General features: G+C 69.7%; 11 protein-coding genes. 3 read left to right on the top strand and 8 right to left on the bottom strand.

Going from position 1 to position 12,819, the window contains the following annotated elements:
* Positions 1-2: 2 nt before the first annotated feature.
* The 4 genes from MEICH_RS0121025 to glgC all read right to left on the bottom strand — a co-directional run bounded on the left by MEICH_RS0121025 (position 3) and on the right by glgC (position 5,076).
* A complete protein-coding gene (locus tag MEICH_RS0121025; protein ID WP_027894245.1) occupies positions 3-1,010 on the bottom strand; it encodes an ABC transporter permease in 1,008 nt (335 codons plus the stop codon).
* A 78-nt stretch (positions 1,011-1,088) separates the two neighbouring features.
* A complete protein-coding gene (locus MEICH_RS0121020) occupies positions 1,089-2,663 on the bottom strand; it encodes an ABC transporter substrate-binding protein (protein WP_036219807.1) in 1,575 nt (524 codons plus the stop codon).
* 120 nt (positions 2,664-2,783) lie between these two features.
* On the bottom strand, positions 2,784-3,473 hold the full coding sequence (locus MEICH_RS0121015; RefSeq protein ID WP_027894243.1) for a SagB/ThcOx family dehydrogenase: 690 nt from the start codon (positions 3,471-3,473) through the stop codon (positions 2,784-2,786).
* Between the two features lie 340 nt (positions 3,474-3,813).
* Positions 3,814-5,076, bottom strand: coding sequence for a glucose-1-phosphate adenylyltransferase (gene glgC, locus MEICH_RS0121010; protein WP_027894242.1), 1,263 nt, complete (start codon positions 5,074-5,076; stop codon positions 3,814-3,816).
* 308 nt (positions 5,077-5,384) lie between these two features.
* On the opposite strand from glgC, the gene MEICH_RS0121005 reads away from it, so the two are divergent.
* The 3 genes from MEICH_RS0121005 to MEICH_RS0120995 all read left to right on the top strand — a co-directional run bounded on the left by MEICH_RS0121005 (position 5,385) and on the right by MEICH_RS0120995 (position 9,261).
* Positions 5,385-7,550: an AAA family ATPase gene (locus MEICH_RS0121005; RefSeq protein WP_245587727.1), complete on the top strand. Its 2,166-nt coding sequence runs from the start codon at positions 5,385-5,387 to the stop codon at positions 7,548-7,550.
* Between the two features lie 230 nt (positions 7,551-7,780).
* Positions 7,781-8,698 (top strand): aldo/keto reductase, encoded by a 918-nt coding sequence (locus MEICH_RS0121000; protein WP_051304395.1) that lies wholly within the window; start codon positions 7,781-7,783, stop codon positions 8,696-8,698.
* Positions 8,699-8,751: 53 nt separating this feature from the next.
* Positions 8,752-9,261, top strand: a complete 510-nt coding sequence (locus MEICH_RS0120995) for a hypothetical protein (protein WP_157202945.1) — start codon at positions 8,752-8,754, stop codon at positions 9,259-9,261.
* Between the two features lie 170 nt (positions 9,262-9,431).
* Here the strand turns inward: MEICH_RS0120995 and MEICH_RS0120990 are convergent, their stop codons facing one another.
* The 4 genes from MEICH_RS0120990 to MEICH_RS29605 all read right to left on the bottom strand — a co-directional run.
* A complete protein-coding gene (locus MEICH_RS0120990; RefSeq protein WP_027894238.1) occupies positions 9,432-10,643 on the bottom strand; it encodes an ABC transporter permease in 1,212 nt (403 codons plus the stop codon).
* Entirely contained in the window at positions 10,640-11,317 is a 678-nt protein-coding gene (locus MEICH_RS0120985) for an ABC transporter ATP-binding protein (RefSeq protein ID WP_051304415.1), read from the bottom strand. The genes MEICH_RS0120990 and MEICH_RS0120985 overlap by 4 nt, the downstream gene beginning before the upstream one ends.
* Positions 11,318-11,337: 20 nt before the next feature.
* Positions 11,338-12,537, bottom strand: a complete 1,200-nt coding sequence (locus MEICH_RS0120980) for an efflux RND transporter periplasmic adaptor subunit (protein WP_027894236.1) — start codon at positions 12,535-12,537, stop codon at positions 11,338-11,340.
* A gap of 91 nt (positions 12,538-12,628) precedes the next feature.
* Positions 12,629-12,819: hypothetical protein (locus MEICH_RS29605; protein WP_036219803.1), on the bottom strand; the 191-nt coding region annotated here is incomplete at its 5' end.

The raw sequence follows: 12,819 nt of genomic DNA, 5'->3' as shown, positions 1-12,819 counted from the left end.
CTCTAGGTGTAGCGGATGCGGGGGTCGAGGAAGGCATACAGCAGGTCGGTGACGAGGTTGACCAGGGCGTAGACCAGCCCCACCAGCAGCGTCACGCCCATCACGGCGGGGAAGTCGAGGCTGGTGGCCGACTGGGTCACGTAGCGTCCGATGCCGGGCCAGCTAAAGATGGTCTCGGTCAGCACCGCGCCCGAGAGCAGGCCCCCCAGCAGGCTGCCCAGCAGCGTGAGGATGGGCAAGGAGGCGTTCTTGAGGGCGTGGCGGAAGATCACCGACGAGGCCACGGCCCCCTTGGCCCGGGCGGTGCGGATGTAGTCCTGGGCGAGCACCTCGAGCATGGTCGCGCGGGTCATGCGGGCGAGGATGGCCGCCGAGAACATCCCCAGCACGAAGGCGGGCAGGATGAGGTGCTCGAGCGAGTCGAGGAACACGGTCCAGTCGCGGGCCAGCAGCGCGTCGAGGCCCATCATGCCCGTGACGCGGGGCGGGGGGAACAAGAAGCCGTCCAGGCGCCCCTGCACCGGCAGCAGGTCGAGGCGCTGGGCCAGCAGGTACTGCATGAGCACCGCGCTGAAGAACACCGGGGTGGCCCCGCCCAGCAGCGCCAGCACCCGCACCGCCACGTCGGGGGCGCGGTTGGGCCGCAGCGCGGCCACGATCCCGGCCGGGATGCCCAGCAGCACGGCGAAGACGAAGGCGGCGAGGGAGAGCTCGAGCGTGGCCGGGAAGAACTCGCGCAGGTCCTCGGCCACCGCCCGTCCCGTGCGCAGCGACTGGCCCAGGTCGCCCGAGATCAGGCGGCCCATGTAGATGAGGTACTGCTCGAGCTTGGACTTGTTCAGCCCGTAGCGCTCGCGGAACTCCTCGAGCTGCTCCTCGCGGGCGTTCTCGCCCAGCGCGGCGATGGCGGGGTCCACGGGCACCACCTGCGCGATGAAGAAGGTGGCGAAGGTGACCCCCCACGCCACGAAGAGCACGAAGAAGAGGCGCCGGACGATGTAGGAAAGCATGATGGGGTTCAGGGTTTCGGGTGCCGGGACGGGAAAAGCCTTCCCTCCGCCCGGCACCCGCCCTTACGGGGCCCTGCCTCAGGGCTGCTTGCTGATGTTCTCGAAGCGCACCTGGCCCTGCGCGTTGCGCACGTACCCCTCGACCTTGGCCGAGAAGCCCAGCGGGATGGAGGGCTGGTAGAGGATGACGTAGGGGCCGCTCTTGAGCGCGTAGTCGGTGAGCAGCTTGTACAGCGCGGCCCGCTTGGAGGGGTCGGTCTCGAGCGAGCCCTGGTTGGCGAGCTTGGAGGAGGTGGCGTCTTCCCAGACGTTGCGCCAGGCCAGGCTCTTGGCGGCGAAGTCGGCGAGCGGGGTGGCGTTGCCGTCGGGGTCGGGGAAGTCGGGGCTCCAGCCGCCCAGGTAGACCTGGTGGTTCTGCGCGCGGTAGATCTTCAGCGCCTCGGCGTTGGCGATGGCCTTGATGTTGGCCTTTATGCCCGCCTTGGCCAGGTCGCTCTGGATCTTGGCGGCGATGTCCTGGCAGGGGATGCCGCCGCCGCACAGGCCGGTGCTGGTGAGCAGCTCGAACTCGAAGCCGTTGGGGTAGCCCGCCTCGGCCAGCAGCTGCTTGGCGCGCGTGGGGTCGTACTTGTAGGGCAGGGCGTTGTTGTAACCCAGCAGTCCCTTGGGGATGATGGTCTGGATCTTGGTGCCGTTGCCCTGGACCAGCCCGTTGACCAGCTCGTCCTGGTTGACCGCCCAGCGCATGGCCTCGCGCACCTTGGGGTTGGCGAAGGGGCTGCCCGGCTTGACGTTCATGCCCATGTAGTTCAGCCGCAGGCTGTCGGCCTTGAGGGTCTTGAAGCGGGGGTTGGCGGCGATGGCCTTGAGGGCTTCGGGGGTGAGGCCCTCGGCGATGTCGATCTCGCCGGACTCGAGCGCGGTGCGCAGTACGGTAGGCTCCTTGATCTCGCGCATGATGATGCGCTGGAGCTTGGGCTTGAGGCGGGCGTTGGGGTTGGCCTCGAGCAGCACCTGCGAGCCCCGGTCCCAGCGCACCAGGCGGAAAGGCCCCGAGCCGGCGGAGTTGTTGGTGAGCCACTCCTTGCCGAAGTCGCCGCCCTTGGCGTGCTTCTGCACCTCCTCGCTATCCACGATGCCGCCGATGTTGAAGGTCAGGATCGAGAGGAAGGAGCCGGGCGAGGCGGTCTTGGGGATGCGCACCTCGACGGTGTAGGGGTCGACGGCCTTGGTGCCCCCCACCTTGAGCTGCGCGATGTCGATGAAGAGGAAGGAGGAGGGCCCCTTGAGCTGGATGGCCCGGTCGAAGCTGTACACCACGTCCTTGGCGGTCACCTCGCGCCCGGTGGAGAACTTGCTGCCCTTGCGCAGCTTGAAGGTGATGACCCAGGAGTCGCCCCCGCGCTCGACCTTCCAGCTTTCGGCCAGGCCGGGCTTGAGGGTGGAGAGGTCGGCGCCTTCGAACTTGACCAGCGTCTCGTAGAGGTTGTCGGTGATGAGGCCGCCGGAGAATTCATAAGAAACCTGGGGGTCGAGGGTGATCAGGTCGGACCAGTCGCCGCCGTAGATCAGCGTGCTGGTGCGGTCTTGGGCCACGGCCAAGCTCGCCAGCACGATCCCCAGGCTCGCCAAACGCTGAAATTTACGCTGCATACGCCTTCCCTCCTTTGGGTATGGCGTTAGCCTAAGCCCCTCCCACCGGAGGGTCAAGACGTCCCCATCGGCCTGAAGGTGGACGCCGCCATCCGGAAGGTGGGCTCGTCCCGGGCCGGTTCAGCGCCCCAGCAGCAGCACGACCGCCGGGTACTCCCCCTCCGGCAGCGACAGCAGCGTGCGCACGTTCTCGTCGTAGAAGGTCTCGGCCGGGTAAGCCTGCAGGCCCAGCGCGGTCGCGGCCACCATCACCTCGCCCACCGCGTAGCCCGCCTCGAGCAGCGCGTAGCGGTAGCCCCGCAGCCCGAACACCGCCTCGCTGCGGTCGGGGACGGCGGTGAAGATCAGGAACACCGCGGCCTGCTCGAGCGACTCCAGGTCCATCAGGGCCTCGCGCCAGGCCGCCAGGTTGAGCTTGGAGGAGAGCTGCTCGAGCTGGTGCGACTTGGCCGCGTAGTGGTAGATGCCGGGGAAGGTGTCCTGCAGGTTCTGCACACCCAGGTAGACCTCGAGGGGGTAGGCCCCGCCCGCCGAGGGGTATCCGCGCCCTCCCCGGCGCACCGAAAGCGGCTGCAAGAGCTGCGAGATCTCGGCCTGGCTGATCGAGGAGCCCACCTTGGGCGGCTGGGGAGCCACCCTCGAAAGCACCTTCCACACCGGGGCCCCGCCCTCCTTGGTCGGCGCGGGCAGGTCTACGGACTCCAGCGGGTTGGCGTACACCTTCGCCGCCGGCGCGCGCCCCCCCGGCAAGCCATCTCCAGGAAATAGACGGGTAAGACGGTAGAAGAGTTTGCCCGGGTGCTTGTCCATAGTGCCGGTGTACTGGCGAACAGGCTACCGCAAGGCACGGAGAAATTTCCAGCCTCCGCCACGTTGCTAAAGATGAGGACTGCACACCACCCTCGAGACACCCTCGGCCGAAGGCCCGGCTCGTGGCTCGTGACCCGTGGCTCGTGGTTTACCCCACCCCGACCCTCCCCGCCTGCGGGGAGGGGATATCCCCCCAGCCCCCCTTGCTAAGGGGGGAACAAGGCGCCCCGCGTCTTGCGTTTTGCGTTTTGCGTTTGGCGTATTGCGTCTTGCGTCTTGCGTTTGGCGTACGACGTAGGACGTACGACCCGCGCCCGGCTACGGGCCATCGGCCACCCGATCAGACCAGCGCCGGGGTGAACCGGAAACTCTTCGACACCACCACGATGCCCGAGGCCGTGACGGTGAAGCCGCGGGCGCGGTCGGCCTCGAGGTCGTAGCCGATCTCGGTGCCGGGGGGGATCTTCACGTTCTTGTCGATGATGGCGTTGCGGATCTTGACGTTGCGCCCGATCTCCACCTCGTCGAAGATCACGCTGCGCTCGACGAGGCTGTAGGAGTTGATGCGCACGCGCCTGGAGAGCACCGACTCGCGCACAGTGGCCCCCGAGATGATGCAGCCCCCCGCGATCAGGCTGTTGAAGGACTGCCCGATGCGGTTGCCCGCCTCGTGGACGAACTTGGCCGGGGGGCTGAAGTAGTTGGCGGTACGCAGGGGCCACTCGGGGTTGAAGAGGTCGAACTCCGGGGTGACCTGGATGAGGTCCATGCTGGCTTCGAAGTAGGCGTCCAGCGTCCCCACGTCGCGCCAGTAGGTGTTGGGGCCGTCCTGGCCGGGGATGGGGTTGCGCTTGAAGTCGTAGACCTGGATGCGGTAGCCCTCCTTGAGGGCGTGGGGGATGACGTCCTTGCCGAAGTCGTGGGAGGAGGCGGTGTCGCGGGAGTCGTACTCGAGCAGCTCGAGCAGCGCCTCGGTGCGGAAGACGTAGTTGCCCATGCTCGCCAGGGCCCAGTCGGGGCGGCCGGGGATGGGGGTGGGGTCCTTGGGCTTCTCCTGGAAACCCACCAGCCGCCACTGGTCGTCTACCTGCAGCACGCCGAAACGGCTGGCCTCGGCCACCGGCACGGGGTAGGCCGCGATGGTCAGGTCGGCGCGGGTGTCGTTGTGGTACTCGACCATGTGCGCGACGTTCATCTTGAAGATGTGGTCGCCGCCGAAGATCGCCACACACTCGGGCTTGTTGTTGTTGACCAGGTGCAGGTTCTGATAGATGGCGTCGGCGGTGCCGCGGTACCACACCGGCCCCAGCTCCTCGTAGCGGTACATCTGGGCCGGGACCAGGATGATGAAGTGGTCGTCGAGGAAGCCGCCGAAGCGCCAGTGCCGCTGGATGTGCTCGGTGAGCGACTGCGCCTTGAACTGCGTCAGCACGTAAATGCCGTAGATCCCCGAGTTGACGAAGTTGTTGAGCACGAAATCGATGATGCGGTACCTCGAGCCGAAGGGGACCGCCGGCTTGGCCCGCTTAGCCGTGAGCGGAAATAGGCGAGAGCCCTGCCCCCCGGCCAGGATCATTCCCAGGACCTTCAACTTAGCGCTCATTCAGCCTCCTTTTTTGAATAGCATAACGGAAAACGGTCATCCGAATGCGTCTTAGGGAATGGAAAATCTGCGGGAAGGGGGTAGTGGGGGGAAGGCCCGTGGCCTGTGGCTCGTGGCCCGTGGTAGACGGCGGGAAGCTGTCAGCGGTCAGCCGTCAGCTCGTGGCTCGTGGTTACCCCTCCCCGCCGGCGTCGAAGGTCTAGGGCGTTCGGCGTTCGGCGTAGAACGTACGACCTGCGGTACGACCCGCGCCCCGCGTCCGGCCACCGACGCTTTCCCGCCCCACGACCTACAGTAGACTTTCCTGCGTGTCGGCGTTGCGACTCCCTTACCAGAGCCTCGAGTGGCGTACCTTCCCCACCGACCCTGAGCGCGTGGCCGAGTCTCCCCCGCCGCCGCCCTTCTTCGGGCAGGAGCGGGCGAGGGCCGCGCTCGAGATGGCCCTCAGGGGCGGTTTTCACGCCTACCTCGTGGGGCCGCCGAGCCTGGGCAAGCACGAAGCGCTCTTGCAGTACCTGAGGGCGCAGCGCGTGGAGACACCGCCCGACCTGCTCTACGTGCCCCTCTCCGAACGCCGGGCCGCCGTGCTCACCCTGCCCAGCGGCAAGGAGAACGAGCTGGCCGAGGGTGTCGAGAGCCTGCTGGACGAGGCCGCGCGGCTCGAGGCGCTCTTCCGCCAGGGGGCCTTCCTGCGCGAAAAATCCCGGCTGGAGGCCCACTTTCGCGAGCAGCAGGAGGCTCAGGTCGAGCAGTTGCGCCAGGAGGCCCGGGCGGCCGGGTTCAACTTGCTCACCAGCGAGGAGGGCGTCGAGCTCAACGGCCAGGCCAGCATCCCCACCGAGCTCGCGGCGCGCCTCGAGGAGGTGACGCTGCACAACCTGGCCCTCTCGGCCGAGGCCGCCCAGGCCCTGCGCCGGCTGCGGCGGGAGTGGGCGAGCCACTACCTGAACAACCGGGTGGAGCCGCTGATGCGGCGTTTCCCCCAGGCCCGCCCCTACCTCGAGGCCCTGCGCGACCGGCTGGCCCGCGCCGCCGAGACCGCGGAGGCCTTCGACCCCACGCCCTGGCGGCCCAACCTGCTCACCACCTCCAGCACCGGCTCCCCCCCGCCCGTGGTGTTCGAGCCCTACGCCACCGCCCCCCGGCTCTTCGGGCGGCTCGACCACCACACCGAGCGCGGCGTGCGCAGCACCCACGTGGGGCTGATCCGGCCGGGCGCGATCCACAAGGCGCAGGGCGGCTTCCTGATCCTCGACGCCTCGAGCCTGGTGCGCGAGGGCACCTGGGAGGCCTTCAAGCGGGCGCTGCGCAACGGGCAGGTGGAGCCCGTCACCGAGGCCGACGGGCCGGGCGGGCTCGAGGTCGAGCCCTTCCCGGTGCAGGTGCAGGTCGTGCTGGTCGGCAGCCACGAGGCCTTCGAGCCGCTCGAGCACGACCCCGCCTTCAGCGAGCTCTTCCGCATCCGCGCGGAGTTCTCCCCCACCCTCATCGCCACGCCCGAGCACTACTGGGCCTTCGGCGGCTGGCTGGGCCAGCAGGGCTTTGCGCTCACCGAGGGCGGGCTGGCCCGGCTGTGGGACGAGGGCCGCCGCATGGCCGAGCAGCGCGACCGCTTCGACGCGCGGCTGGTCGAGTTGCGGGCCCTGGCCGAGGAGGCCGCCGTGCTGGCCGAGGGCCCGCTCACCGCGCACGACGTCGAGCGGGCCATCCGCGCCCGCGACGAGCGGGCCTTCTACTCCGAGGAGGAGTTCGTGCGGGCGGTGCAGGAGGGCACCTGGAGCTTCCGGCTCGACGGCAAGGCCGTGGGGCAGGTCAACGCGCTGGTGGTGCTCGAGACCGACCCGCCCTGGGGCCGCCCCTCCCGCCTCACCGCCCGGGCCGCCCCCGGGCGCGACGGCGTGCTCTCCATCGACCGCGAGGCCGGGCTGGGCGGCCACATCTTCCACAAGGCGGTGCTCGCGCTCAGCGGCTACCTGCGCGGCCACTACGCCGAGGCAGGCTCGTGGGCGGCCACCGTGAGCCTGGTCTTCGAGCAGAACTACGTCTCCATCGACGGCGACTCGGCCGGGCTGGCCGAGTTGCTGGCGATCCTCTCGGCCATCGGGGAGGTGCCGCTGCGGCAGGACCTGGGCGTGACGGGGGCGGTGGACCAGACCGGCCAGGTGCTGGCGGTGGGCGGGGTGGCCGCCAAGGTCGAGGGCTTCTTCCGCCTCTGCCAGGCCCAGGGGCTCACCGGCAACCAGGGCGTGGTGGTGCCCAGGAGCAACCTGATCAACCTCACCCTCAGCGGCGAGGTGCTCGAGGCCGTCCGCGACGGGCGCTTCCACGTCTACGCCGTCGAGACCGTGGACGAGGCCATCGAACTCCTCACCGGCAAGCGGGCCGAGGGCTTCGGCGGGGTGCACGAGAAGGTGCGGCAGAACCTGGAGCGCTTCCGCGAGCTCGAGAACGGGGAGAACGAGGGGCATGAGTAGAGACAGCCGAACGCTGAACGCCGATAGCCGAACGCTCAATGCGGGTCGTACATCGTACGTCCTACGTCCTACGCAAAACGCCGGACGCCTGGGCCCCGGCCCCCGACCCTCGACGGCAGCGGGGCGGGCCAGGATGGGATGTCTTTTCACTACGAGCCACGAGCCGCAAACCTCCCTCCCCGTACCCTGCACAACACCCGGCATCCCTCCCATCCAATACGCTAGAGCTCGTGGAAACCATTCAGATTCCGGGCCTCGAGCCCGTCCCCCCGCTTGGGCTGGGTACCTGGCAGTGGGGGGACAGGCTGTTCTGGGACTACGGCAAAGGGTACAAGGACGGCGACCTCGAGGCCGCCTTCGGGGAGTCGCTGGCGGCGGGGGTCAGGCTCTACGACACCGCCGAGGTGTACGGCATGGGCAAGAGCGAGCGATTGCTGGGGCGTTTTATCCGCGAGTCGGGGCAAAGGCCGCTGGTGGTGAGCAAGTGCTTCCCCTTCCCCTGGCGCTTTAGCCGTAAGAGCCTGATCGCGGCGCTGAGGGCGAGCTTGAGGCGGCTCGAGCTTCCCCGGCTCGACCTCTACCTGCTGCACTGGCCCTGGCCCCCGGTCCCGCTCGAGCAGTGGGCCGAGGCGCTGGCCGAGGCCTACGAGCTCGGCCTGACCCGAGCGGTAGGCGTCTCCAACTGCGACCTCCCCCAGATGGAGCGGGTGGTGCGAACCCTGGCCCGTCATGGCGTGAAGCTGGCCGCCAACCAGGTGGAGTACAGCCTGCTCGAGCGCAAGCCCGAGCGCGACGGGCTGCTCGAGGCCATGCGCCGCGAAGGCGTCGTGCTGATGGCCTACAGCCCGCTCGCCATGGGCTGGCTCACCGACAAGTACAGCCCGCAGAACCCGCCCACCGGCCCCATGCGCGGCCGCAAGTACCGCCTGAGCGAGGGCAAGATCCCCGGCCTGCTCGAGGCTTTGCGCGAGGTGGCCCAGGCCCACCAGGCCACGCCCGCGCAGGTGGCCATCCGCTGGTGCGTCCAGAAAGGCACCCTGCCCATCCCCGGCGCTAAGACGGCGGCCCAGGCCCGTTCCAACGCGGGCGCCCTGCACCTGCGCCTGAGCGAGGCCGAGATGCGGCGGCTCGAGCAGGCCGGCGCCTGATGGGTGAGGCGGAACCCCTTTCGCTCCTCATGAGTTTCGGTTGTAATGGGAACATGAGGCGAATCCCATTCCTCCTCAGCGCATTCGTTCTCGGTCTGACCGCCTGCATGCCCATGGAAAGCAACCGCGACCCCGCCCCCAGCACCACCCCTCCGACGGCCGGACAGCCCGCCCCGCGCCCGGCGCTCGAGCTCAAGCGCGGCGAGATGTGGAAGGTGCAGCTCAAGGGCAGCAACGCCCCCCAGGACTTCTTCATCATCGAAGTCGGCGCCGAGGGGCTCAGCAGCAGCACCCTCCGCTCCGCCAGCGCCACCGCCGAGGTGCCCACCGGCAAGCTCCCGGCCGCCCTCGTCCACAGCATCACCTCGAGCGGCCCGGTCTTCAGCGTGACCGTCTTCTTCCCCGACGGCCAGCGGGTCGTCTGCCGCGCCACGCCCACCAACACGCCCGAAGTCTGGGAAGGCTTCAGCGCCTACGGCAGCGCCGAAGCCACCTCCGCCGCCCTGGCCCGCGCCCCACTGAGCAGCACCTGCACGATCACAAAGCTAGTGGGAAAGCTCTAAGGCTCGTCTAAGGGTCGAGGGTCGAGGGCCAAGGCGTCTTGCGTCTTGCGTCTCGCGTACGACGTAGGACGTACGACCCGCATCAGACGTACGACCCGCGCTTAGCGTTTTGCGTTCAGCTATGGGCTATCGGCGTTCGGCGTATGACGTACGGCGCACAACCCGCGTGACTACTCGTACCGCAACGCCTCGATCGGGTCCAACGCCGCCGCCCGCGCCGCCGGCCACACCCCGAAGAACAGGCCGATGAGGGCGCTCACCGCCAGGGAGAGCAGGATGGTGGTGGGGCTGAGGATGAAGACCTTGAAAAAGGGCACCGTGGCGGTGATGAGCACCAGCAGCCCGGCCGCCAGGGCCACGCCCAGGACACCCCCCACCAGGGTGAGCACCACCGCCTCGATGAGGAACTGCTGGCGCACCAGGCCCGCCGTGGCCCCGAGGGCCTTTCTCAGCCCGATCTCGCGGGTGCGCTCCGTGACCGAGACCAGCATGATGTTCATGATCCCGATGCCCCCCACCAGCAGGCTCAGGCCCGCGATGGCGCCCAGGAGCGCCTGCAGGATGACGGTGATGCTGCGCAGGGTGTCCTGGAAGCTCTCGGTGGACTGGATGGAGAACTTGCCCTTGCCGTAGCGGGCCTCGAAGATGCGGCGCACCTGCTTCGAGACCTGCTGGGCGTCGGCGCCCTTGTCGAGGGAGAGCACCAGGAAGTCGTACTGGCCCTTGCGGGTGAAGGGCGAGGTGCTCCAGATGAGGGGGATGGGCGCGTAGACGGTGGCGCTGGAGGAGAGTCCGCCGAAGAGGCCGCTGGGGGGCTCGAGCACCCCCACCACGGTGAGCTCGAGGCGGCCCCCGCTGGGGTAGTAGAGCCGGGCCACCTGGCCGACGGGGTCGCGGTTGGGGAAGAGGTCCTTGGCCGCGCGGTCGGAGAGCACCGCGACCGCCAGCCCGCCCCGGGCCTCGGCCTGGGTGAAGTAGCGGCCGCGGGCGATCTTGTTGGTGGGGTCGAGGCCGGGCAAGTCGCCGGGGGTGCCCTGCAGGGTGATCGAGCGGCGCTCGCCGGGCTTGCTCTCGTACTGGGCGTTGGTGAAGAGCTGGGGCAGCACCTTGACCGGCAGCACCTGCAAGGCGGCCACGTCCTCGTCGCGGATGGGGGCGGTGTCGGAGGTCTGGCCCTCGTTGAAGTTGGGCTGGACGAAGATGCTGCGCCCGGCGATGGCCTCGAGGTCCTGGGTGATGCCGGCCGAGGCCATCTGCCCCAGGCTGATCATGGCCGTCACCGCGAAGACCCCGATCACGATGCCCAGCAAGGCCAGGAAGCTGCGCAGCTTGTTGCCCCACAGCGACTCGAAGGCCATGCGGAAGTTCTCGAGCGGGTTCATGCCGCGCCTCCCTCGGCGATCTTGCCGTCCCGCAGCCGCACGATGCGCTGGGCGCGGGCCCCCACGTCGGGCTCGTGGGTCACCATCACGATGGTCTTGCCCTGGCGGTGCAGCCGGTCGAAGAGCTCGAGGATCTCCTCCGACGAGCGCGAGTCGAGGTTGCCGGTGGGCTCGTCGGCGAGCAGGAGGTCGGGCTCCTGCACCAGCGCCCGCGCGATGGCGACGCGCTGCTTCTGCCCGCCGGAGAGCTCGGAGGGGAGGTGGTCGAGCCGGTCACCCAGGCCCACCGACTCCAGGGCGGCCCTGGCCCGCCGCAGGCGCTCGGCGCTCGGCACGCCCCGGTAGACCAGCGGCAGCGCGACGTTGTGCAGCGCGGTGAGGCGGGGCAGCAGGAAGAAGGCCTGGAACACGAAGCCCACCCGCTGGTTGCGGATGCGCGCCAGCTCGGCCTCGCTCAGGCCCTCCACCGGCTGCCCGCCCAGCCGGTAGCTGCCTCCGCTGGGGGAGTCGAGCAGCCCGATGATGTGCATCAGCGTGCTCTTGCCCGAGCCGGAGGGGCCCATCAAGGCCACGTATTCCCCCTGCCCGATGCTCAGGTCCACCCCGCGCAGGGCGTGGACCTCCACCGTGCGGGCGCTGCTGCCCGAGCGGTAAGTCTTGGTGATGCCCTGCATCTCCACGACTGCGGCCACGGTCACTCCTCGCCCGGCCCGGGCAGGCGGTAGCTGAGCTTCTGGCCGTCCTCGAGGGCCTCGGGCGGCAGCGAGACCAGCAGGGCGCCGGCCCCGAGCCCCTCCACCGCGGCGTGGGTCAGGTTGCGGGCTCGCACGGTCACGGCCTGGCGCCGGGCGGTCTTGGTGGCCTCGTCCACCCGCCACACGTAGCTCCGGCCCCCCTCCTCGACGAGCACCTCGAGCGGCACCTTGACCGCCTGAGGGAGGCGCAGGGTGGTGATGCGGGCGGTGGCGGTGAGGCCGGGCCGGGCCAGCTTCTCGGCCTGGGGGGTGAGGAAGCGGACGAACACCGGTAGCACCGCGCTGCCGCCGCTACCCGCGACCTCGGCCTGCACGCCCAGGCGCTCGACCTTGCCCTCCAGCCCCACGCCGGGGGCCGCGTCGAGCTCGACCCGGACGGGCTGGCCGGGCCGCACCGTGCCCACGTCGGCCTCGGCCAGGCGGGCCTGCACCCGCAGGCTGCCGGCCTCCACCACCCGGACGGCGTTGGTGCCGGTGTCCACGCCCGCTAGGTAGCCCACGCTCGAGACCGTCCCGTTCACCGGCGAGCGCAGCTCGGCCTGGGCCAGGGCGCGCTCGAGCGCGGCGATCTCCGAGCGCCGAGCGGCGAGCTGGGCCTGGAGCTCGGCCAGGCTGCTGCGGTTGCCCTGGGCCAGGCTGGCGAGCTGGGCCTCGAGGTCGGCCACCTGGCGGCGCAGTTGGGCCACCTCGTTGGGGGCCGCGCTGCCCAGGGCCAGCAGGCGCTCGGCGAGCTCGAGGTTGCGCCGGGCCTCGGCAAGCTGGGTCTGCAGCTTGGCGCTGTTGGAGCGGTAGTCGGCCTCCTGGGCCTGCACCCGGCTCTGCAAGGCGGCCAGGCTCTCGCGGCTGGCCCGCAGCTTCTCGCGGTCGTCGGCGGTCTCGAGCACGGCCAGCACCTGGCCGGCCTTCACCGCCTGCCCCTCCTTGACCCGCACCTCGGCCACCCGGCCCGGGCGCGGGAAGGTCAGGGCGTAAAGCCGGGCCTCCACCGAGCCGCTGGCCCGCACCTCCCGCACGAACTCCCCCTGCTCGGCGCGCACCACACTCACCGCGAGCCCTCGCTCCCCCTGGGGCCGGAGCAACCCCCAAAGGGTGAGCCCGCCCGAGAGCAGAATCAGCACGATCCAAATCCAGCGTCGCATGTTTCTCCTATGGGGCTGTCAGCCTTCAGCCTTCAGCGCAATCTTCGGGCCCGTGGCGCATGGGAAATGCCCTACAGCCACAAGCCATCTTCTACCCGTTCCCCGCCACCGTCAGGCCGTAGATCGCCTGCCACAGCTCGACCTGGGCGGCGAGCACGCCGCGGTCGGCCTCGGCCTTGGCGATCTCGCTCTGCTTGAGGGCGAGCTGGGCGATGGAGCCGGCGGCGAAGCGCTTGCGGGCGGCCTCGAGCTCGCCGGCGCCGCGGGCCTGGGCCTCGCGGG

The sequence above is a fragment of the Calidithermus chliarophilus DSM 9957 genome (assembly GCF_000430045.1).
Taxonomy (GTDB): Bacteria; Deinococcota; Deinococci; order Deinococcales; family Thermaceae; genus Calidithermus; species Calidithermus chliarophilus.
Note: the sequence above shows the minus strand (reverse complement) of the source record. Positions and strands in the feature narration are given on the sequence as shown.

Bases quoted from the DNA above. Each gene is read 5' to 3' on its own strand.
- MEICH_RS0120985 (WP_051304415.1), bottom strand. From the start codon at position 11,317: ATGCAGGGCATCACCAAGACTTACCGCTCGGGCAGCAGCGCCCGCACG.
- MEICH_RS0120980 (WP_027894236.1), bottom strand. From the start codon at position 12,537: ATGCGACGCTGGATTTGGATCGTGCTGATTCTGCTCTCGGGCGGGCTC.
- MEICH_RS0120995 (WP_157202945.1), top strand. From the start codon at position 8,752: ATGAGGCGAATCCCATTCCTCCTCAGCGCATTCGTTCTCGGTCTGACC.
- MEICH_RS0120990 (WP_027894238.1), bottom strand. From the start codon at position 10,643: ATGAACCCGCTCGAGAACTTCCGCATGGCCTTCGAGTCGCTGTGGGGC.
- glgC (WP_027894242.1), bottom strand. From the start codon at position 5,076: ATGAGCGCTAAGTTGAAGGTCCTGGGAATGATCCTGGCCGGGGGGCAG.
- MEICH_RS0121020 (WP_036219807.1), bottom strand. From the start codon at position 2,663: ATGCAGCGTAAATTTCAGCGTTTGGCGAGCCTGGGGATCGTGCTGGCG.
- MEICH_RS0121025 (WP_027894245.1), bottom strand. From the start codon at position 1,010: ATGCTTTCCTACATCGTCCGGCGCCTCTTCTTCGTGCTCTTCGTGGCG.
- MEICH_RS0121015 (WP_027894243.1), bottom strand. From the start codon at position 3,473: ATGGACAAGCACCCGGGCAAACTCTTCTACCGTCTTACCCGTCTATTT.